This window comes from Paenibacillus sp. Marseille-Q4541, from assembly GCF_018310695.1.
Lineage (GTDB): Bacteria > Bacillota > Bacilli > Paenibacillales > Paenibacillaceae > Paenibacillus.
Window position 1 is genome coordinate 188,995 of record NZ_JAGXCY010000005.1, and the last position, 21,409, is coordinate 210,403.

The following is a 21,409-nucleotide window of genomic DNA, read 5'->3' on the forward strand; positions in this document are numbered from 1 at the left end:
TCATATATAGACCAAATTAAGGACTTAAGAGGGATGCATTTTTCGACAATTTATGATTTTCTGATAGATTTATATAATAAGCTTCCTCTAAACATACATTGTCGCACATAAGGCTCGTAAGTCATGAATTAGGCTAGAACATCGATCTAACGATCTTTCTAAACAATATATCAACTAAGTCACTAGGAGGAGCTTTTATGAGAAAGGTATGGCAGGTGGTCTTGATAGACATTCACCCGACCAGCATGCTGGGTACAAAGCTAATTTTGGAAGAACATCAAGATCTGACGGTGAAAGCAATGGTTTCAACAGGAAGAGAAGGACTGGAAGAAGTGAGCAATCTTGTTCCTGATCTAGTTCTTATGGATTATAAATTGCCTGATGGAGAGGCTGATCAATTTATAGAACAAATGAAGCAAGTTTCAGCGAACACCCATATCATCGTAATGACAGATGAAGATAATTTGAATCTGTTTAAAAAATATATTGGACTTGGTGCAAGCGGAGTAATGTCTAAGCAGTCTTCACCTTTGAAATTGATTCATTTAATTACGGGTTTACGTGAAGGACTAGCCACGATCCCTTTGACATGGCTTCAAAATGAAGATTGGACACAACTTGGGGAAACGGAACTGGATATGGACATTCAGCTTACGGATATGGAGAAGTTCATTATGGAAAGGATTGTTCAAGGGATTACCTACGACAAGATCGCAAGTGAGATTGATGTGAGTCGTAGATCCGTTGATAACTACTTACGGAAGATATATACGAAACTTGGCGTATCCAGCAGAGCACAAGCTATTGAGCAGTTTACGCTCTACACGAAGTCTAAAAAGCAGCATGCATAAATGAATATTTGTTGAAGGCATATTGATTCGTGGTAGCGAATAACCTGTATACGTCCCAATTCTTGTTGATGAATGCACAAGGGGCATGAATCGAATGAAAAGATATGGAGGGCTGACATGGAATTTTCCTTTGCTTCCCGCTCCTCAAAATTGCTGTCTTCTCATCTGAATAGGGTGAATAAGGAACAGCGACAGAGCTCTTTTATTTCTCTAGCAGAGGAATTACCAGCGGAAGAGTTTTTTCCAATTAAGCGACTTGGGGAAGCGGCCCGCAAAGTACTTTCTTCCGATCCTTCGGTTCTGCAATATGGGGAGCCAGAGGGATACGCTCCGTTAAGAAGCTGGATTAGCGAAGATTGGAAGCAGAGAAGAGGTATGCAGACGGCCGCCGATCAGATTTTACTCACGACGGGAACACAGCAAGCCATTGATCTCATTACAAGGCTGCTTGTGGATACAGGTGATTCTGTTGTGGTCGAGAATCCCACGTCTCCAGGCTGCCTTCAGGTGTTGGAAATGCAAGGTGCTGATATTATAGCGGTGGAGAATGACCTAGAAGGAATATTACCTGATTGCTTGGAAGCGCAGTTTCAAAGAGCGAAACCGAAACTGCTTTTTGCTGCGCCTAGCTTTTCGAATCCAACCGGGATTTTATGGAGTCTGGAACGACGTAAGGCAGTATTAGAATTATGCCGCAAATATGAAGTGCTTATTATCGAAGATGATTCTTATGGTGAACTACATTTTGGAACGGAAGAGGCGGCTGCCTGCTTCTCGGAATCTTATCCTGCTCTATACGCACTGGATGTAATGGATGGTGGAAATCAGGTGCTATACATTGGTTCTTTCAGTAAAACAATCGCACCTGCTCTTCGAACAGGCTGGGCTGTTGGGGATAAGACATTGATTAAAGGTATGTCTTCTTTAAAACAAATGGCCGACTGGCAATCAAGTCCCATGAACCAACAAATCCTATATCATTTACTCCATGAGTCTTCATTTCGATGGAAGGATCATCTAGCATTATTAAATAGGGAGTATGAAGTGAGATTAAAGCTCATGCTTGAGCTTTTAAAAAGACCGGGATTCAAAGAAGTGAAATACCATCCTCCATCTGGAGGAATGTATTTGTGGATTCAGTTACCAAACGGGCTAAGTAGCGAAGCGTTGCTGAGAGCTTCTATAAGGCGGGGCGTTGCCTTTTTGCCAGGAAGCAGATGTTCACCTGGAAAACAGACCGATGAATATATTCGAATCAACTTTAGTAGACCTGGAAGAGAAGAATTACTTCTAGGTATGAATTTGATCAGTGAAGCAATACAGGAGTTTACGGCTAGAAGATAAGGAACGCCCAAGTTGCTAAGGGTGTTCCTCTTTTTTTGTATTAATATTTTCCATTTGAAATAAGTAGTTGCACTCACTAACATTTTTATATAGAATATGTATTAGTCAGTTGCATTAACTTTCTCAGTTAAGTGACGATCATGACTGTAGCAAATCATATATCACTTGTTAATATTGAAAGAGTATATAGATAGATTATTTGTTACAGCAAAACTATTTATAAATATGGGGGAGAACTATCACATGTCTAAAATTCTATTTATCAAAGCAAACGACCGCCCAGCGGATCAAGCAGTAAGTGTACAAATGTACGACGCATTTTACAATGCATACAAAGAAGCAAACCCAGCAGACCAAATCGTTGAGCTGGATCTATATGCAGCTAACCTTCCTGCATACGGTAACGATGCAGCAACAGGTACTTTTAAAGTAGCAAAAGGTATCGAAACTACACCTGCAGAGCAAGAAGCTGCAGATCTAGCTGCTTTCTACCAAAAACAATTCTTTGAAGCTGATAAAGTGGTTGTAGCATTCCCGCTTTGGAACTTCACTGTTCCTGCACCACTCGTAAACTACATTTCTTACCTGAGCCAAGCAGGCGTAACATTCAAATATACAGCTGAAGGTCCAGTAGGCCTTGCAGGCGACAAAAAAGTTGCTCTTCTGAACGCACGTGGTGGCGTTTATTCTGAAGGTCCTGCAGCAGCAAGCGAACTTGCTGTGAAATATGTATCTTCTGCTTTCGGTTTCTGGGGTATCCAGGATCTTGAAGTTCACATCATTGAAGGACATAATGCATTCCCTGACCGTGCTGCACAAATCGTACAAGACGGTTTGAGAAGTGTTGCGGAAGCAGCTGCACGTTTCTAATTAGAAATCAAATGAAGAAGGCTGAATTTCTCCCTAATTAGGGAAGGAATTCAGCCTTTTTTTTATCAGACAAGCTGTCTTCATTTCGCAGAGTAATCATCAGTATCGACTTCCTCAGCAATAAAATAATTGGTTTGATCCGGAATGTTCTGTTGCAGGACATTATTATAGGTCGTTAATGCTTCTCTTCCTGCGGTAGTAAGCGTATAGCGACCTCTTTCGATGCGTTCAAACCAACCATAGTAATTGTTCTGTAGAATGGCAGCAGTGGTACTAATTCCGGTTGCTCTTGCGAGCTGAGCAGGAGAAGAGAAGGGTAAAGGTTCGAGCGCATAAGCTATTTTTAAAGCTCTTTCCCGGTAAGCGGTGACGAGCTTTTTTTGGTGGCTGCCTCCAAGGTTGTAATCCCCGCTCCGACCTTCGAACTCACGCAGCAATTTTTGTTTGCGGATGGACTTTTTTGATTTCATTTGTTGCTGTGGTTCACATAATATATCTACAAGTGCAGGTTTTGTTTTATAAATGGTCACTGTAATAAGTCCCAGCCCAAGTTTCTGGCAAAGATCCGTAATTTCTCCAAATCGCTGATTTACCGCACCCCGTTTTACCCGATTGCGTTCTACAGCGAGATAGACGTTGTTACTTGTCTTTAACCGCTGCATTCCCTGAAGTAAAAGGGACAGATTAAACGACTTCTTGATCTCTACGATGAGTGGCTCAGTCATTCCTTCTTTTACTCCCACAAGATCACAATATCTGACTTCGGCCTTAATATGATACCCTTGCTTCTCGAAAAAGGATTTTACGGGTTCATATAATTCAGTTTCATACCCAACGGCCATCCTTTATCAAACTCCTTTATGAATTTACCACTTCTAATTTCGCATGTTTATTCATACATGTACAAGTATAACGTTGCTCATTATTTTCACCTTAGTATAACATACAGAAGGATTTCAATATTTTTCTTTGCCTGCCCTGTCTGGTTTTTTGGATGAAAAGGGGGGACCTGTCACAAAAAAAGTGGCAACTTATCCGAATTAACGCATAGGTATGTAATACACTTTTTTTTAGATTTAAATGTCGGACTTCTTCCACTTCAGTGATCAGAATCTGCCAGCGGAAGAGCTAGACACATAGGAAAAGCTGTAAGCAAGAGGTTAATGGAATGGACCTTATTCGGAGTGGATGCTGAATCACTATGGAGCCATGGGAGGTACGAAAGCGCATGAATATTTTTGAACGCGTTGCTGAATTTCGAGCGGAAACCGATCGATTGTCATGGACGGGGACATTTAAAGACTATATTCAGATTTTGCAAAAAGATCCTACTCCAGCAATGACTGCTCACGCAAGGGTGTACGAAATGATAAAGTCATATGGTGTAGAAGAAAGTGGTGGGCATAAGCGATACAAGTTTTTTGAACAAGAAATTTTTGGACTAGACCGCAGTGTAGAAAGGCTTGTTGAAGAGTACTTTCATTCAGCTGCAAGAAGGCTTGATGTTCGAAAACGGATTTTGCTATTAATGGGTCCGGTAAGTGGGGGGAAATCGACACTCGTTACGTTGCTAAAACGTGGACTTGAACAATTTTCCCGCACGGAAAAAGGGGCAGTTTATGCTATTGAGGGATGCCCTATGCATGAAGATCCACTGCATTTGATTCCGTTAGAGCTAAGACCTGAAGTGGAAAAAGAACTAGGCGTTCGTATTGAAGGGAATTTGTGCCCATCTTGCCAGATGAGAGTTCGAACAGAATACGATGGTGACATTGAAGAAGTACGGGTGGAACGTGTCTTTATTTCGGAAGATAGCCGTGTGGGTATCGGAACTTTTAGTCCTTCTGATCCAAAGTCACAAGATATTGCTGACCTGACCGGCAGTATTGATTTCTCTACTATTACCGAATACGGATCCGAATCTGATCCGCGTGCGTACCGGTTTGATGGAGAGCTGAATAAAGCCAATCGTGGTCTCATGGAATTTCAAGAAATGCTCAAATGCGATGAAAAGTTTCTGTGGAATTTACTCTCTTTGACTCAAGAAGGGAATTTCAAAGCAGGTCGGTTTGCCCTAATTAGCGCTGATGAGCTTATCGTTGCTCATACCAATGAATCCGAGTATAAATCGTTTATATCAAATAAAAAAAATGAAGCACTGCAATCCCGGATGATCGTTATGCCGGTCCCTTACAACTTAAAGGTTTCCGAAGAAGAAAAAATTTATAAAAAGCTGATTGAGCAAAGCGATATGCGCCATGTGCATATTGCCCCGCATGCACTCAAGACAGCTGCGATTTTCTCCATACTTACTCGTTTAAAAGAATCGAAGAAACAAGGAATGGATCTTGTTAAAAAAATGCGTATGTATGACGGACAGGAAGTGGAAGGTTACAAAGAGGCAGACCTCAAGGAAATGCAGAATGAGTATCTTGAGGAAGGAATGACTGGAATTGATCCCCGTTATGTCATTAACCGAATCTCAAGTGCTCTAATTAAACAAGATCTGGAATGCATCAATGCACTCGATATTCTAAGAGCAATTAAGGATGGCTTGGATCAGCATGCTTCGATCACGAAGGAAGAACGTGAGAAATACCTCAATTTCATCTCCATTGCACGTAAAGAGTATGATGAGCTAGCGAAGAAAGAAGTTCAAAAAGCCTTTGTCTATTCTTTTGAAGAGTCTGCTAAAACATTGTTTGAGAATTACCTGGATAACATTGAAGCTTTCTGCAACTGGTCCAAAATTCGCGATCCTTTGACCGATGAAACAATGGATCCGGATGAGCGCCTCATGCGCTCTATAGAAGAGCAGATCGGAGTATCTGAAAATGCCAAAAAAGCGTTCCGTGAAGAAATTCTGATTCGAATTTCTGCATATTCTCGAAAAGATAAAAAGTTTGATTACAATAGTCATGATCGTCTGCGGGAAGCTATTGAGAAGAAACTGTTTGCCGATCTAAAAGATATTGTGAAGATTACAACATCAACCAAAACACCAGATGCAATTCAGTTGAAGCGAATTAACGAGGTCAGTACAAGACTCATTGATGAGCACGGATACTGCCCGGTTTGCGCCAACGAACTTTTACGTTATGTCGGTAGCCTGTTAAACCGTTAATGCTATTCGTGTAATCCTTGCTCGACTGTAGTACATGGTTTTCTCATCCATCCACTTTCTATTAATAGCAGCGTTAACTTTTGGCGGGCCATCTGGCAGCCAGGTTAACGCTTTTTATTTTTTTGAAAGGAAGGATTTACTAAAATAGGACTTTGGGAGTATGCCTACCTAGTGTTTTCGTTCTATAATGGTCAAAGTGTGAAAGAAGTTTAATATTAGAATAAAATGGAAAGAAAGAGGAGTCAATTGGTGATGATGAATGTTTCAAAAGAAAGACAAAAACAGCTTGATTTTATCGGGCTTACTAATCAGGAACTGGAGCTTCTTAAAAAACATCGTCCCGTTTTCGAGCAAATTGTGGAAAAGGTTGTAGATCGACTATACGATCATATTGGTCAGATCGAAGAACTAAGAACAATGATTGAAAAGCATTCGACCATCGAACGTCTGAAGGAAACTCAACGTTGGTATTTTATATCTTTAACGGATGGGGTCATTGATGAAGCATTTATTGAGAAAAGAATTCGGGTTGGGTTAGTACATTCTCGAATTGGGCTAAATACCGATTTCTACCTCGGGAGTTATATGATTTATCTGGACATAGCGACCCAGAATTTGCAAGAAGTGCTTCCTGACAGCTGGTATCCTGTTATTCATGCACTGAGTAAGATGTTTAATTTAGATTCACAGCTCGTACTTGAGGCTTATGAAGCGAAGGAAAAAGAAAAGATTAATGACATCGTAAAAGATCAGGAATTGATGTTAAAAGCGATTACAGAAGTATCCCAGAAGCTTACCGGAATGATTGACGAACTACATAGTAACACACAAGTAATTTCAAGAACGGCTGGAGAGACAGCAGCGTCACAAGAATCAGCCCATGGACTGATTGATGATCTGCATCAAGAAGTGCATCAAATTCAAAAGATGGGCACGCTGATTCGGGAAATATCGGATCAAAGCCATCTCCTTGGACTCAATGCAGCAATAGAGGCGGCACATGCTGGGGATAGCGGAAGAGGTTTTGAAATTGTTGCTGGTGAAATCCGTAAGCTCGCAACAGGATCGCGCAAAGCTATGGAGCAAATACAAGGAGTACTAGACAGCATTATGACGAAACTTGCACAAGTAAGAAAAGAATCGGACAATACGACAGGAAATACTGAAAGACAAGTCCACATTTCCAAAGAATTAATGGCTTTTGTACAGATGATGGAAGAGGTCTCGCAAGATTTAAAAGAGTTACAGAAACATCATGTGTGAAAGCAAGAACAAGAAAGCGCATTCATTTGATCTATGAGGTTTGATGCTTTTCCGTTATAATGGAGATTATGTAGGCTGAAAGCTTAGAGCCTAGCTAATAAAAAACGGATAGATAATGATTGATATAGAGGTGATCAAATGGCATCGATACATGATGTGGCCAAAGAAGCTGGGGTCTCAGTTGCTACCGTTTCCAAGGTGCTGAATGATTATCCCGATGTAAGTGATAAAACTCGCAAAAAAGTAAATCTGGTGATCGAGCAATTGCATTACCAACCGAATGTTGTCGCTCGTGGTCTGGTGAAAAGAAGATCCTGGACAGTCGGCATTCTCCTCACGGTTCCATTTACAAACCCATTTGTTGCGGAACTGCTGGAGGGGATTAAAACGGCGCTAGAAAATAGCGGATACGATCTTGTTCGTCTATCTACCCGGTTTGAAGATCCCAATTATTCATTCATTAAACATTGCCGCAGCCGAAATGTGGATGGGGTCGTTGTGTTTGGTGTAGAACGAGATAATCCGAGTATAGATGAACTCATTCATTCCGACATTCCTACGATGTTTGTGGATACAGATATTGTTGGTAAACGTGCCGGGTATATCATGACAGATAACCAGAACGCCATTCAGATGAGTGTAAAACACTTGTATGAGCTCGGTCATGAGCAGATCGCTTACATCTCAGGTACACTTGGACCAACAATTGCCAATATGAGGTTGGAAGGTTACAGGCAAGGACTGAAAAGCTGCAATTTACCTTATTTGACATCATATCTAGAGGTTTGTGATTACTCCTTTGACGGAGGGGCAGCTGCAATGCGGCGTCTGCTTCAGTTGAAAGAACCTCCTACAGGTGTTGTTTGTACATCAGATTTGTCGGCTTTTGGAGCGATCTATGAAATAGAAAGACATGGGCTTTGTGTGCCTGAGAATATCTCTGTAATCGGTTTTGACAATACCTATCACGCCCAAGTCTTTAAACCCAATTTAACAACGATTAACCAAAATATATATTCAATCGGAATCAGGTCCATCGAATGTCTCATTGCTTTGATAGAGAACCCAGATTTTTCTCCTCCAGTCATTATGGAACCTTCCGAACTGATTATTAGACAAACAACAGCAAGCCAGATATCCATTCATTGATTAAAAAAAGAGGCATCTCCAGAATGAACTATTGTGACGTAAGTCAGCAAGAAGTTCAGATTCTAGAGGTGCTTTTTTTGTTAAATACAGCTTTATTTTTCAGTCTGTCGGATTCTTTATAAGAAATTTGTCCAAATTTAACGGAATGTCTATCATGACAGGAACACGCACTATATAATGGTAAAGGTAAGATGAATGTAAAATACAAATATACTTATTTGCTATGAATATAAAGGGGTACAATTCTTTGAATAAATTACTAAAGGCGCTTATGTTGCTGACAGCGATTATGCTGATTGGCAGTGTTGTTGTTTATGCAGAATTAAAGGGGACATCCCCATCAAATATAGAGTTAAATAAAGAAAAAAAGCTAGAAAATACACAGGAATCAGAACAAGTTGAACAAGATAAAGGGACTACGTTTCCGTCTCTACCGATCGCTGAAATAACTGGAACGGATAACCGATTGTACTCGCAAAACGAATCGGAAGGTGTTTATGCAGGGTTTCTTCTGGACTGGGAGGGAAAAAGTGCCGAATTCGAATGGAAAAGTGTTGCATCTTCTGCTGTTCCAGTAGAGTTGTTATCCGTAGATGTAACCGGCGATGGAACGAAGGATGCCATCGTTACGTTGCCGGTAGCGAGCGGAACCGGTGTATATGTGGAAGAGATTCATGTCGTAAACGGACAAACTTTACAAGAGGAGCAGGTAGAGGATGCAGCAGCTGCTGCAGTCAAATGGGCTGCTTCGAATCCGGAATTAAATGAACAGGACGAGCTACTCATGAATCATATCGATTATCAAATAAATGAGGATAACCAGCTTACTGCCATTATCGGAGTAGCTATTTCTCCCTCAGTATATATTGGTGAGCTGACCTTAACATACGTATATGACAATCATGAAGAAGTGTTGAAAGTAAACACGGTTTCATATGCTGCTTTTGAATAAAAAAATCCCGAAGAAGATCGACTTCCTCGGGAATGTGCCCATATTTTTTACAAGTTACACGGTTTGCAGTGCAAAGGACTTGTTATCAGAGAACTCGGCAAGCTGATTTGCGCATTTGGACAGAGTGGTAGCAGAAACATCATGTTTTGCTGCTAGTTCAGCCTGACTTACTGTCTTCCCAAGCTTTGTTGCAATCAGGTATTCTAGAGCCCCTGCATAACCACCCGGTTTACGATAGCGTGGTGCTTCGCTTTGGCTGTAGTCGCTCCACAGCTTTGCCAGCTGTGCTTGCTGATCGTAAGACAATGCATATTCCTTGGCTAGTTCAGGAATAATCGAAGCGGCTAGCTCGCGGTGCGTTTCGTTTTCCCATGGTAATTCAGTAAGGTCAAGTTCTTTGTCTGTAGATGGTACGGATGAAGCTGCTACAGATGAAGATGTTTCAGGTACTACTTTTGCCGTTTGGGCAGTTGTGGAAACAGCTCGTCTAGAACCAGTAACCACTTCGACAGATGTGGCTACTCGAACGTTACGCTGTTGTTCTTTGTCTTTTTCGAGACAGCATTTTTTATATTTTTTTCCACTGCCACAGTGGCACGGTTCGTTTCTACCGATGTTGGTCAAGTTTGTTCGCTCCTTTATTCAATCGCAGAAAATTCTAGTGATGAGCGCTCGTTTACTATAAGGCGCTGACAAAAGTTGATTATAACATATTTATGGGCTTTGTATGTATACGGGCTTTAGATGCAAAGCACATCTATTATTCAATTTACCCCATGAAAAAGCCTGTTTCAACCCATATTTGAGTTAAAACAGGCTTATAACTGGGAAAAGTGCTAAGTTAGTAATTTTCTGTGTAGTTTTTTTCCATCAAATGTAAACGAAACGGGTTTATCATCAATGATCGTTTCAAGATGAACGGCACGACCCCATAATTTATATACGTAAGGAAGCGTTCGCTCCATATATTTCAAATCAAGTTCAATGCCTTCATACTGGTGTTTCAATACGATTTCGCCGGTGCGAAGATAATCAGCATCTTTGACAACAAGATAAGGAGATCCTCCATTTACACGGGCAAAGATGAGTTGGTCTCGAATATTTTCCCATGACTTATCGGTGATTTTCCAATCGGGACCTTTTTTCTCGAACACATATAGATCAAGATCTTCGACCAGTTGTTTCGTCATGTAGTTACGAATGAAAGAGGTATCCGAATCATACTCACGCACTTCGAACATTTTAGCCCGGCCCCCGCCGGGATTACGGCCGAGTCGTTCCTGTTCATACGCCGTTGGACGATCCCATCTTTTTTCAATATCTTCGAAGATTTTGAGACCGAGATAATAAGGGTTAAGACTTTGTTTGGAAGGCTGTACGACAGAGGCATTCAGCATCGCATATTCGACTGCTTCATCACTCGTAAGGTCAAGTTCACGGATGATGCGCTGATGCCAATAGGAAGCCCAGCCTTCGTTCATAATCTTTGTTTCCATCTGTGGCCAGAAATAGAGCATCTCTTCACGAAGCATGCTCATGATGTCTCTTTGCCAGTCAGATAACACTTCAGAAAATTCTTGTACGAACCACATGATATCTTTCTCAGGTTCTGGTGGAAAACGGTGCACCTGATGGATACTTGGATCAGGACCCTGAGGTGCCGTTGCTCCGATATTCCATAGATCGTCATAACGTCCGGGAGGACGGACGTCTTGATCTGGATTTTTTTGTTCTTTGATTTTGAGTTCCATATAGCGTTGTTTATCAAGATGCCTAGGTTTAATGAGCTGTGGATCGACATGCTCCTGAATGGCGAGTACCGCATCGATAAAGGACTCGACTGCATCTGTACCATATTCAAGTTCATATTGTTTAATACGGTCAGCAGTAGCGGCCATACTCTCGACCATATTCCTGTTTGACATAGAGAAACGGGCATTGTTCTTGAAGAAGTCACAGTGCGCAAGAACATGCGCTACGATCAGTTTATTTTGTATAAGCGAATTACCGTCCAGTAGGAAAGCGTAACATGGATCCGAATTAATGACGAGCTCATAAATTTTACTGAGTCCAAAATCGTATTGCATCTTCATTTTTTGGAAAGTTTTCCCGAAACTCCAATGACTGAACCTGGTCGGCATTCCATAGGCACCAAAAGTATAAATAATATCAGAAGGGCAGATTTCGTAGCGCATGGAGTAATAGTCAAGCCCAAATCCGTTTGCGATTTCCATGATTTCGTCGATAGCGTATTCAAGATCTTTCATTTCGCTCTCATTGCTCATGAAACGCTGCCCCCTTCCTTATTATGAAAAAAGGTACGCAGTGCTTTATATACTTCGCCCTTCTCTTTGATGACATAGTACATGAATTGGTCCATCTTGATATTGCGATAGGCAGACATGAGTGTACTGCTGCGGTTATACTGATTGACTTCACCATAGCCGAACATATTGCTCCGCTTGAGCAGTTCGCCAATCAACTTGACACAGCGTTCATTATCGCTAGTCAGATTGTCACCGTCAGAGAAGTGAAACGGATAAATGTTGTAACTGGAAGGCGGATAGCGCTGGTCGATAATTTCAAGTGCTTTAATATAGGCCGAAGAGCAGATTGTTCCGCCACTTTCTCCGCGGGTGAAAAATTCTTCTTCCGTTACTTCTTTCGCTTCCGTATGATGGGCGAGAAAGACAATCTCAACTTTTTCGTATTGTTTGCGCAAGAAACGGGTCATCCAGAAAAAGAAGCTTCGCGCACAATATTTTTCGAAAGAACCCATGGATCCGGATGTATCCATCATCGCAATAATGACTGCATTGGAGTGAGGAATAACGGTATCGTCCCAAGTTTTATAGCGAAGATCATCTGGGCTGATATGATGGATCCCTGGATTTCCGGTCGTTGCATTTCGGCGTAAGTTTTCAAGGATCGTCCGTTTCTTATCGATGTTGGACTGCATTCCTTTTTTACGGATATCGTTAAAAATAATGCTTTTCGTCTCAATTTCTTCTTTGTCTTTTTGTTTCAGATGGGGCAGAGAGAGCTCGGAGAATAACATGTTTTCTAGGTCTTCCATGCTGATTTCAGCTTCTACAATGTCATGGCCTGGTTGATCGCCTGCTTTTTCACCTTTCCCTGGTTTTTGACTGGCAGGATCGCGACCGATGACATCACCAACTTGACTATCTCCATCGCCTTGGCCAACATGCTTTTGCTTTTGATAATTATAAACGAAACGATATTCATCTAGGCTTCTGATCGGAACCTTAATGATCTGCTGGCCATCGGACATAATGATATTTTCCTCAGTAATAAGGTCGGGCAGGTTCTGCTTAATGATTTCCTTCACCTTCTGCTGATGGCGCTGCTGATCTTGGTAACCTTTACGGTGAAGAGACCAATCTTCTTTCGAAACGACAAATGAGTAAGGATGGCGAGAATCCGGCATATTAGGCACCCCCCCTGAAAATTGCGGCACAGTTTGGCCTGCTTGTAAATTAAGTATATTCACGGGCATGGATGATATGTGATGACATGAATATAAAATAGGGGACAGCGTGAAATTTTTCGTTCCAATCATTGACGTTAATTGTAAGAAAATGATTCGCTTTTGCTGCGGATCAGTGTATGATGGTTAAAAAGATAAGAAGATAGGACCGTCACTTTCGTGCATGGTCAAAAGTGCAGGAGGGAATAAACGCATGCAATATCATAGTACTCGAGGACAGGTAAGTGAAGTAGGATTTATCGATGCATTCCTGATGGGACTTGCTACAGATGGAGGTTTGCTTGTACCAAGTACCATACCTGTCATTTCCAGTGATAAGTTGGAAGAGTGGAGAACTCTTTCCTTCCAGGACTTAATGCTCGAAATATTCTCCTATTATATGAATGAAGAAATTCCAGAAGACGAACTGAAAAAAATGGTCTATGCAAGCTATAGTACGTTTCGTCACCAAGAGGTTACTCCGGTTCATCAACTGACGGATGATATATATTTACTTGAATTGTTCCACGGCCCGACGTTTGCCTTTAAGGATATCGCGCTTCAGCTCATGGGGCAATTATACAGTTACGTGGCTAAACAATATAAACGTCCGATTAATATCCTAGGTGCTACCTCTGGAGACACAGGGGCATCTGCTATTCAAGGAGTGCGGGGCAAAGAAGGAATTAATATATGTATTTTGCATCCGAATGGCAAAGTAAGTAAGGTTCAAGAGCTTCAGATGACAACAGTTCAGGATGAAAATGTACTTAATTTGTCTGTAGAAGGTAACTTTGATGATTGTCAGCGCATGATCAAACAGCTCTTTGCAGATGTGAATTTCAAATCTGAGCATCATTTGTGCGCGATTAACTCCATCAATATTGTTCGAATTCTAGCTCAGACGGTTTATTATTTCTACGCATATTTCCGTGTTACGGATCTACGCCCTGAACTTAAAGGAACTTCGCTGCATTTCAGTGTCCCAACAGGTAACTTTGGCGACATTTTTGCGGGATATCTTGCTTCTCGTATGGGTCTACCCGTTGGTAAACTTGTGCTTGCAACGAACGAGAATAATATTCTGGAACGTTTCGTGAAGGAAGGGGTCTATAAACCAGACGGATTCCATACCACATATAGCCCATCCATGGATATTCAGGTGGCCAGCAATTTTGAAAGATATCTCTATTATGTTTTGGATGAGAATGCAGAACAGACAGCAGAATATATGAACAAATTCCAGGAAAGTGGAGAGATTCAAATTCCGCAAGAGTTGCTGGGTAAAGTTCAAGCTGAATTTGCGGCATACGGTGTCATTGGGGCCGAGTGTCTTGCGACAATTAAAAAATATAACGAGAATGAGAAATATTTGCTTGATCCTCATTCTGCCTGCGGAGTTACAGCAGCGGAACGCACACTCGCAGCAGGTGAAGTTGTCGTTTCTTTAGCTACAGCGCATCCTGCTAAATTTAATGAATCTATTGAACTTTGCGAGATTGAGCAGGAGTTCCCAGTTCAAATTTCTGCACTCAATGATATGCCTGTTAGCAAAACAGAGGTTGAAGGAACGATGGATCAAGTGGTAGCAGAGCTACTTCCTTTCTACCATCGTCTGCAAATGAATTAGAATAGGAATAGTGAAAACCGCCTATGTCGAAGAGCACATCTTCGTCGTAGGCGGTTTTTTTTATGTTTTTCCGATGTACTGTTTTCTTAAATAGGGGAATAGACTTCCTTTATATCCGATTTACGCGAGAATCTTTGAAAAAACGGCTCCGTGAATTTATGAAAGGGGCTGAAAACAGTCATTGACATGATACAAATTGTATCATAAAGTATTGATAAACATACAAAATGTATCGACAATGTTTTTACTTTTGTTAGCATCTTCATGATTCTTGTAAGTTTTTCGTCAGAAAGGAGATGCACATTTTTGAAAGACTTCCAGGACAATCAGCTCATATTTTTACTTTGTACTCCGAGAAGCGGTAGTTCTCTGGCCACTGCCATGATACAGAATCATACAGAAGTGTATGCTGCTCAGGAAATGTGGTATTTACTTAGTCTAGCTGATCTTAAAATTGCTCCATCTCGTCCATACGGGGGGAGCGGAATTGTCAAACAATTCTATAATGGTATTTTACCTCCAGAGGTTTACCATGATGCAGCCAGAGCGTTTGCATCGGAAGTTTATGGTGGTCTGATGGAGAAGAACAGAGCTAAATGGATTGTAGATAAATCACCTAGATATTATATATTACTTGAGTTCTTGGATGTTCTATTCCCAGGCTCAAGACGTATTGGTTTATTTCGTAATCCACTTGCTGTCGCGGCTTCCTACAAAAAGGTAAACCGTTATACAGGAGATCCATTTTCGTTAGTTCAAGATTTGAACAAGTCAGAGCCCAGTATGAAGATCGTAGACCTTACCGTAGGTCTTTTCCGATATTACCATTATTTCAAGCAAAAAAACGACAATACATACATCCTTAAATATGAAGATATGGCAATGAATCCATCAGAAGAGTTACGTAAAATATGTTGTTTTACCGGTATCCCTTATAAAGAAAGAATGGAGAGATATGGAGATCCGGTAAGTGAGGACAAAGCCGATTTGTTTTACAGCATGGGAGTCGGAGATCCCTTTTTGCTTCAGCATAAGGAAGCTCACGGCGATTCTATTGATGCATGGAAAACAGAGCTCACCATAGAGGAGATCGATACCTACTGCCGAGTACTTGGGGCACAAATATTCACGGAATTGGGATACAGCACTGAACTTGCTGAAGCGGAGCAGATAACAGGACAAAAGTACCAACCGGAACCAGATCAAGCTCTTATGCAACACATAGAAGCACACTTTACGAAAGTAAGCGGATATCACTGGCAGAGTGAATACGAGACGATACATAACAAGAAGGGTGCTAGTCGCATCACTGGTTCTACAATGGATTACGAGTCAGCTATACAGATAGAAGATAATGCATACCAACACGCACTCACACAAATTTCTCAGTTGGAAACGAGAATCAGACTGCTCGAGAACCGACTCTCCAAAAGTCATACGGACAAGAAACAGCTGGAATATCAGCTGAATCAGATAAGAAGAAAAGTGAATAAGCTGAAGTCTTTACTCCCGTTTGGGAACAAGTTAGCGTCTCTCGTTCAGGGATACCTAGGCGGAAGGAGGGAGAAATCATGAGTGCAATTACAGGATGTATGCACTTCAGTCAGCGTATTTTGCTGGGGGAAATGGACCCTGTTATGCAGTCGTTTAACCATTATCATTGGGATCGAATCCATTCTTGGAGTGATGGACATGTCTTTATGAGTTGCCATGCCCAGTGGGTCACGCCGGAATCAATTCAGGAAGACCTTCCTTTTTATGAAGAAGAAAGCGGGCTCGCTATTACGGCGGATGCTATTCTGGATAACCGATTGGAACTGTTTGGAAAGTTAGATGTTCCCTATGATGTGAGAAAACGCATAACGGACAGTGAGCTGATTCTATTGGCTTATGAGAAGTGGGGCGAACATGCTCCTAAACATCTCATTGGTGATTTTACTTTTATGATCTGGGATGAGAAAAAAGAAAGGTTATTTGGCGCCAGAGATGTATCAGGCCATCGGACCTTTTATTACATTCAGGATGCAGAGCGATTTGCTTTTTGCAGTATGATTTCTCCGCTTTTTAAGTTGCCTTCCTTTCATAAACAACTGAATGAACAATGGATGGCAGAGTTTTTAGCGATAAACGGCATGTTTGAATCGTACGATATTCATGCGACCGCTTATCAAAATGTAAAGCAGATTCCTCCTGCACATAGTATTACGGTCAGCGCACGTGGAATGGTAAGCATCAATAGGTATGAGCAGCTTGATCAAGTCCAGCCACTGATTTTGAATTCAGATGAAGAATATGAAGAGGCTTTTCGAGAAGTGTTTGAAGAAGCGGTTTCCAGTCGATTGCGTACGTTCAAACAAGTGGGTGCTGCACTTAGCGGCGGACTTGATTCCGGAACCGTTGCCAGCTTTGCTTCTCCCTTACTTGGAAGGCAGGGTAAAACTCTTCAAGCCTATAGCTACATCCCTGTATCCGGATTTGTAGACTGGACTTCAAACCGGCTTATCGCGGATGAGACTCCTTATATCCGTTCTACTGTGGAGCATATCGGGAACATTCAAGAACATTATATGGATTTTGCCGGTAAGAGCCCATTATCTGAAGTAAATGAATGGCTGAGTCTCGTTGAAATGCCGTATAAGTTTTTTGATAATTCTTTTTGGATCCGCGGATTTTATGAACAAGCTCAAAAGGATGATGTAGGTGTTTTACTTACTGGAGCAAGAGGGAACTTTACGATTTCTTGGGGTCCAGCTCTCGAGTATTACGCGCAGCTTCTCCGCAAAGGTCATTTATTCCATTTGGCAAAAGAACTTCAGTTATATAGCCGACAAGCGGAAGTCCCAAGATCAAAATTGCTTCCGATGATCGGGAGTAAGGCATTTCCTTCTATTCAGACACACTTTCATAAAAAGAAGGAGAGACCTGTATTACCTGAACTGATTCATCCAGATTTTGCTGAGAAAATGCAGATATACAGTGGCAGCAATCGTTACATAACTAATACCAATACGAATCTGGTTGATGCAGTTCAAGCCAGACAAGAAAAGTTCAGTAATCTGTCGATCGCGAACAAAAATGGAGCAACCGCAACTAAACTATCCCTTCGTTATGGACTACTTGAGAGAGATCCTACGAGCGATCCGAGAGTGGTACGTTTCTGTCTGTCGGTTCCGCTGGAGCAATACGTGCAGAAAGGTAGAGATCGGGCATTGCTACGCCGCTCTATGGCAACTCGCCTTCCTGATAAAGTGAGATTAAACCAGAGTGTTCGCGGAATTCAGCCAGCTGATTGGATTCAACGTATTCGTCCTCAGTGGGGTGAATTTAGATCGGAGCTTGTCAAGTTAAGTAAGGATAGTAGTGTATCGAATTATTTGAATACTGCACAGATTGAAAAGGGGATTGCCAAGATCAAAGAACCGAGACCGGAAATGGCTTGGGATCCGGAAGTCCGATTACTGATGCACAGCCTCATTGTATACCGCTTTTTAAATCAGTTTTAGGCGACAGCTTATTAGATGGAGGCGGGAAGGAAGATCCTCCTGCTATGAAGGGAGGTGATAGTATGTTGACAGAGAAAAAAGAGTGGCAAGTACCTTGCTTGGAAGTACTGGATGTGAGTAGCACAAAAGCAGGAAAAGGGTACAGACAAATTGATTGGGTAACAGAACATGATGCCGATCAATATGATCCAGTAACACCTAGCTAAACTAGTTTGGAGTTTTTTTACTTATGAGTAGAAGCATGCGTTATCAGTAGAGGGATGGACTGCTGATTTCTCTACTGATAACAAAAATGTATTCTATCTGCCTACACAAACGAAAGTAGTGAAAAGCAGACTCATAGAGCAATGCTCACGTAAGGAGGTTTTCATAATTATTTTAGAAAAAAAGAAACATACGTATAAAGCGTTTGGTCTCAGCATTTGGAGTGAAATTATTTTACCTGAATTAACGGAAATCGAGCTTGTATCAACAGACGATGTTGATGTACGTATCGAGTGTGGCGAACTGGAACATGAAGCTCAGGAGTGGCACATTGCCGAACGTAATTTTCAATATCAGAACGAGGCTCTTTTATTTGAAATTCCTGATCTTTCCCTGTTTCAAGTAATGGGAGGGGAACGAATTATCGTCTCGCCTTATCAAGGTGTGAGCATGGCAAGAGTGAGATTATACTTGCTTGGGACCTGCATGGGCGCTATTTTAATGCAACGTAGAACGTTACCACTGCATGGAAGTGCAGTTCTCATAGATGGATTTGCCTATGCATTTTTAGGTGATTCCGGAGCCGGTAAATCCACATTATCTGCAGCGCTCGCTAATAACGGATATCCGCTTCTTAGTGATGACGTTGTTGCGGTACATTATACAAAAGAGTCTGCTGGACCTATCGTTTCTCCTGCTTATCCCCAGCAAAAGTTAAATGCACTGAGTATGGATATGTTACATATGGAGTCTAAAGGATACGAAATCATCATGGATGAATTCAAATATGCTGTACCGCGAAGAGAAAAATTTCATGTACATGAGGTTCCTCTTGCTGGTGTATTCGAACTCCTTCCTACAACGGAAAACAAAATTTCAGTGGAGCCCATCTACGCTTTGTCAGGAATTCATTTGCTGCAAGCTCATACCTATCGTTTAGCGCTTATAAAAAGAATGAAAATGCTTCAGTGGCATTTTTCAAGTGTCACTCAGCTTGCAGGGGTAATTCCGATGAAACGGATATCAAGGCCACTAAATGGAAGAACCGTGAATGATCTAGTAGAAACCGTGTTGGAAACGGTAAATAAAGGAGTGAGCACATCGATATGACAGAAAACGTGGTTCAGCTGACGGAAACATACATTCAAGAAGAGGGCTATGTAGTTAGTGATATGAACGGTGACAAAGTCATGATGTCGATTCAATCGGGTAAATACTATAACCTTGGTAAAACAGGGGGGCGCATTTGGGAGCTCTTGACAGAAGGCAATACGATTTCAAATATAGTTCATGCTCTTACCACAGAGTTTACGATATCTGCCGATCAATGTGAGAAGCACGTGCATTCTTTTATGCAGCAGCTATACGCTGAAGGACTCATCAAATTACAGGAAAGTTAGGATGAGAACAATGAGAACAGTTCTGTTTCGATCTTTTCTCAAGCAAAAATGGGCTGTAAAACGAATGATAGTAGAGGCAATATTATTTTTGGGATATGCGAGAGTTATGAATTTCCTGCCCTTCGCTAGAATAGCACCTCTCTTAGGGACGGAGCAGCAGGAAACAACTTATGAAAGACATCCGGTGAAAGAACGAACTGCTTTGCATATTTCAAAGGTCATATACATGGTGAGCAAACATACCCCTTGGAAAAGTGAGTGTATGGTCTCTGGCATAGCGGCAATGAAGATGCTGAAAAGGCGTAATATTGAAAGTACATTGTATTTTGGCATTGCGAAAAACGAGCATCAGCAGCTGATAGCACATGCCTGGCTGCGATGTGGAACTTTATATGTAACTGGGGCAGAAGGAATAGAGAATTTCACCGTTGTAAACAAATTTGCGAAACAATCAAAGCATGTGAACAGAGGGTGTGTTATAAAACATGAAGGCTGATCAAAATGAGCTTCTAGAACAAGCGACGACCGTTGAATTTCAATTGATGTGCAAGTTGTTACAGATTAAAGATGATGATGAGATTGACATTAAATATCTGGAGCAATTGAATTGGGATCAGTTTATGGAACTTATTTTACATCACCGGGTATATCCATTGATCTATCCGAAATTACAGAGGATGAGTAGCCATATTCCTCCTGAAATAATGAAGCAATTAGCCCATGGCGTGATGACAAACACTTTTTTTATGATGAAGCTGACTGCTGAATTGGAGCGTTTATTGTCCTCAATGGAAGGTGCGGGGATTGATGTACTCACTTTAAAGGGACCCGTACTTTCTCAAGAATTATACGGGGATCTGGCACACCGGACATCAAAAGATCTTGACTTACTTGTGAAACACAAGGATGTTGATGTCGTACTTTCTCTGCTTGAAGGACTAGGTTATGTTAAACAATATGAAGAACCCTATATTCTCGGCAGCTGGAAATGGAAGGACCACCATATACCGCTAATCCATCCTAAGCTCAAAACACAGGTCGAAATTCATTGGAGCCTGAACCCATCAGGAGCGAGGAATGTACCTTTCGCAGATTTGTGGAAAAGAAGACGTACGACGAAGATCGTAAACCGTGAAGTATCCCATTTAGGAAAAGAAGACCTCTTTATGTATTTGATTAGTCATGGAGCAAGACATGGATGGTTTCGGCTGCGCTGGTTGACAGATATTGATCATATCATCCGTAATCATCAGTTAACCGAAGATTTAACATTTTCAATGGAAGAACATGAAGCAAAGTATTATGCGGGTCAAGCTTTCTATTTATGTGCACATCTTTTGAACACTCCGCTGCGTAATGACATGAGATTGTTATCCGAAGACCGGGTTTCGATTAGATGGGCAGAGTACGCTTTTGAACTGATAAATGATGCCAAAATCCCACAAACACAAAAACTGAAACAATATTTAATCTACATCAAATCCCCAAAACGAAAATTATTTATGCTGCTAGGGCGTTTGTATCCGGGTCCACAGGACGCGGTATTGTTGCCATTGCCTCGTATGCTGCATTTTTTATATGTACCTTTACGTCCGTTCTTATGGATCTGGCGTCGTGCCAAACAGTGAAGTA

General features: G+C 41.4%; 19 protein-coding genes. 15 read left to right on the forward strand and 4 right to left on the reverse strand.

The genetic code is table 11. The features are described from left to right. The first annotated feature begins 197 nt into the window (after positions 1-197). The 3 genes from KFT32_RS08775 to KFT32_RS08785 all read left to right on the forward strand — a co-directional run bounded on the left by KFT32_RS08775 (position 198) and on the right by KFT32_RS08785 (position 3,065). On the forward strand, positions 198-851 hold the full coding sequence (locus KFT32_RS08775; protein ID WP_211746764.1) for a response regulator transcription factor: 654 nt from the start codon (positions 198-200) through the stop codon (positions 849-851). A gap of 117 nt (positions 852-968) precedes the next feature. After that, on the forward strand, positions 969-2,195 hold the full coding sequence (locus KFT32_RS08780; protein WP_211746765.1) for an aminotransferase-like domain-containing protein: 1,227 nt from the start codon (positions 969-971) through the stop codon (positions 2,193-2,195). Positions 2,196-2,438: 243 nt separating this feature from the next. Continuing rightward, the gene (locus KFT32_RS08785; protein ID WP_211746766.1) at positions 2,439-3,065 is read left to right on the forward strand and encodes an FMN-dependent NADH-azoreductase; all 627 of its coding nucleotides are present in this window, start codon (positions 2,439-2,441) and stop codon (positions 3,063-3,065) included. 80 nt (positions 3,066-3,145) lie between these two features. Here the strand turns inward: KFT32_RS08785 and KFT32_RS08790 are convergent, their stop codons facing one another. After that, complete coding sequence (locus KFT32_RS08790) at positions 3,146-3,907, reverse strand: DUF2161 domain-containing phosphodiesterase (protein ID WP_211746767.1); 762 nt, start codon at positions 3,905-3,907, stop codon at positions 3,146-3,148. Positions 3,908-4,293: 386 nt separating this feature from the next. Between KFT32_RS08790 and KFT32_RS08795 the strand changes: the two genes are divergently transcribed. From KFT32_RS08795 to KFT32_RS08810, 4 genes are all read left to right on the forward strand, one after another. Then, positions 4,294-6,189: a PrkA family serine protein kinase gene (locus KFT32_RS08795; protein WP_211746768.1), complete on the forward strand. Its 1,896-nt coding sequence runs from the start codon at positions 4,294-4,296 to the stop codon at positions 6,187-6,189. Between the two features lie 252 nt (positions 6,190-6,441). Then, the gene (locus KFT32_RS08800) at positions 6,442-7,452 is read left to right on the forward strand and encodes a globin-coupled sensor protein (RefSeq protein ID WP_211746769.1); all 1,011 of its coding nucleotides are present in this window, start codon (positions 6,442-6,444) and stop codon (positions 7,450-7,452) included. 138 nt (positions 7,453-7,590) lie between these two features. Then, positions 7,591-8,601, forward strand: coding sequence for a LacI family DNA-binding transcriptional regulator (locus KFT32_RS08805; protein WP_211746770.1), 1,011 nt, complete (start codon positions 7,591-7,593; stop codon positions 8,599-8,601). Between the two features lie 247 nt (positions 8,602-8,848). Further along, the gene (locus KFT32_RS08810) at positions 8,849-9,553 is read left to right on the forward strand and encodes a hypothetical protein (RefSeq protein WP_211746771.1); all 705 of its coding nucleotides are present in this window, start codon (positions 8,849-8,851) and stop codon (positions 9,551-9,553) included. A gap of 54 nt (positions 9,554-9,607) precedes the next feature. Here the strand turns inward: KFT32_RS08810 and KFT32_RS27200 are convergent, their stop codons facing one another. The 3 genes from KFT32_RS27200 to yhbH all read right to left on the reverse strand — a co-directional run bounded on the left by KFT32_RS27200 (position 9,608) and on the right by yhbH (position 13,001). Further along, positions 9,608-10,177 (reverse strand): YecA family protein, encoded by a 570-nt coding sequence (locus tag KFT32_RS27200; RefSeq protein ID WP_249435756.1) that lies wholly within the window; start codon positions 10,175-10,177, stop codon positions 9,608-9,610. Positions 10,178-10,389: 212 nt separating this feature from the next. Continuing rightward, positions 10,390-11,838, reverse strand: coding sequence for a SpoVR family protein (locus tag KFT32_RS08820; protein WP_211746772.1), 1,449 nt, complete (start codon positions 11,836-11,838; stop codon positions 10,390-10,392). Next, on the reverse strand, positions 11,835-13,001 hold the full coding sequence (gene yhbH, locus KFT32_RS08825; RefSeq protein WP_211746773.1) for a sporulation protein YhbH: 1,167 nt from the start codon (positions 12,999-13,001) through the stop codon (positions 11,835-11,837). The genes KFT32_RS08820 and yhbH overlap by 4 nt, the downstream gene beginning before the upstream one ends. Positions 13,002-13,254: 253 nt before the next feature. On the opposite strand from yhbH, the gene thrC reads away from it, so the two are divergent. From thrC to KFT32_RS08865, 8 genes are all read left to right on the forward strand, one after another. Then, positions 13,255-14,670, forward strand: coding sequence for a threonine synthase (gene thrC, locus KFT32_RS08830; RefSeq protein WP_211746774.1), 1,416 nt, complete (start codon positions 13,255-13,257; stop codon positions 14,668-14,670). 306 nt (positions 14,671-14,976) lie between these two features. Continuing rightward, positions 14,977-16,245 carry a sulfotransferase family protein gene (locus KFT32_RS08835; RefSeq protein WP_211746775.1) on the forward strand — a complete coding sequence of 423 codons (1,269 nt, stop codon included), beginning with the start codon at positions 14,977-14,979 and terminating at the stop codon, positions 16,243-16,245. Beyond that, the gene (locus tag KFT32_RS08840; RefSeq protein WP_211746776.1) at positions 16,242-18,173 is read left to right on the forward strand and encodes an asparagine synthase-related protein; all 1,932 of its coding nucleotides are present in this window, start codon (positions 16,242-16,244) and stop codon (positions 18,171-18,173) included. The genes KFT32_RS08835 and KFT32_RS08840 overlap by 4 nt, the downstream gene beginning before the upstream one ends. Positions 18,174-18,235: 62 nt before the next feature. Beyond that, positions 18,236-18,379, forward strand: a complete 144-nt coding sequence (locus KFT32_RS08845; RefSeq protein ID WP_211746777.1) for a paeninodin family lasso peptide — start codon at positions 18,236-18,238, stop codon at positions 18,377-18,379. 118 nt (positions 18,380-18,497) lie between these two features. After that, positions 18,498-19,487: a phosphoenolpyruvate carboxykinase (ATP) gene (locus KFT32_RS08850; protein WP_211746778.1), complete on the forward strand. Its 990-nt coding sequence runs from the start codon at positions 18,498-18,500 to the stop codon at positions 19,485-19,487. After that, the gene (locus tag KFT32_RS08855) at positions 19,484-19,777 is read left to right on the forward strand and encodes a lasso peptide biosynthesis PqqD family chaperone (RefSeq protein ID WP_211746779.1); all 294 of its coding nucleotides are present in this window, start codon (positions 19,484-19,486) and stop codon (positions 19,775-19,777) included. Before KFT32_RS08850 ends, KFT32_RS08855 begins: the two co-directional genes overlap by 4 nt. Positions 19,778-19,787: 10 nt before the next feature. Next, complete coding sequence (locus tag KFT32_RS08860) at positions 19,788-20,273, forward strand: lasso peptide biosynthesis B2 protein (protein ID WP_211746780.1); 486 nt, start codon at positions 19,788-19,790, stop codon at positions 20,271-20,273. Continuing rightward, entirely contained in the window at positions 20,263-21,405 is a 1,143-nt protein-coding gene (locus tag KFT32_RS08865; RefSeq protein ID WP_211746781.1) for a nucleotidyltransferase domain-containing protein, read from the forward strand. The genes KFT32_RS08860 and KFT32_RS08865 overlap by 11 nt, the downstream gene beginning before the upstream one ends. Positions 21,406-21,409 lie beyond the last annotated feature (4 nt).

Excerpts from the sequence above, each read along its gene's own strand:
- KFT32_RS08775 (WP_211746764.1), top strand. The coding sequence starts at position 198 with ATGAGAAAGGTATGGCAGGTGGTCTTGATAGACATTCACCCGACCAGC.
- KFT32_RS08780 (WP_211746765.1), top strand. The coding sequence starts at position 969 with ATGGAATTTTCCTTTGCTTCCCGCTCCTCAAAATTGCTGTCTTCTCAT.
- KFT32_RS08785 (WP_211746766.1), top strand. The coding sequence starts at position 2,439 with ATGTCTAAAATTCTATTTATCAAAGCAAACGACCGCCCAGCGGATCAA.
- KFT32_RS08790 (WP_211746767.1), bottom strand. The coding sequence starts at position 3,907 with ATGGCCGTTGGGTATGAAACTGAATTATATGAACCCGTAAAATCCTTT.
- KFT32_RS08795 (WP_211746768.1), top strand. The coding sequence starts at position 4,294 with ATGAATATTTTTGAACGCGTTGCTGAATTTCGAGCGGAAACCGATCGA.
- KFT32_RS08800 (WP_211746769.1), top strand. The coding sequence starts at position 6,442 with ATGATGAATGTTTCAAAAGAAAGACAAAAACAGCTTGATTTTATCGGG.
- KFT32_RS08805 (WP_211746770.1), top strand. The coding sequence starts at position 7,591 with ATGGCATCGATACATGATGTGGCCAAAGAAGCTGGGGTCTCAGTTGCT.
- KFT32_RS08820 (WP_211746772.1), bottom strand. The coding sequence starts at position 11,838 with ATGAGCAATGAGAGCGAAATGAAAGATCTTGAATACGCTATCGACGAA.
- yhbH (WP_211746773.1), bottom strand. The coding sequence starts at position 13,001 with ATGCCGGATTCTCGCCATCCTTACTCATTTGTCGTTTCGAAAGAAGAT.
- thrC (WP_211746774.1), top strand. The coding sequence starts at position 13,255 with ATGCAATATCATAGTACTCGAGGACAGGTAAGTGAAGTAGGATTTATC.
- KFT32_RS08840 (WP_211746776.1), top strand. The coding sequence starts at position 16,242 with ATGAGTGCAATTACAGGATGTATGCACTTCAGTCAGCGTATTTTGCTG.
- KFT32_RS08845 (WP_211746777.1), top strand. The coding sequence starts at position 18,236 with ATGTTGACAGAGAAAAAAGAGTGGCAAGTACCTTGCTTGGAAGTACTG.
- KFT32_RS08855 (WP_211746779.1), top strand. The coding sequence starts at position 19,484 with ATGACAGAAAACGTGGTTCAGCTGACGGAAACATACATTCAAGAAGAG.
- KFT32_RS08860 (WP_211746780.1), top strand. The coding sequence starts at position 19,788 with ATGAGAACAGTTCTGTTTCGATCTTTTCTCAAGCAAAAATGGGCTGTA.
- KFT32_RS08865 (WP_211746781.1), top strand. The coding sequence starts at position 20,263 with ATGAAGGCTGATCAAAATGAGCTTCTAGAACAAGCGACGACCGTTGAA.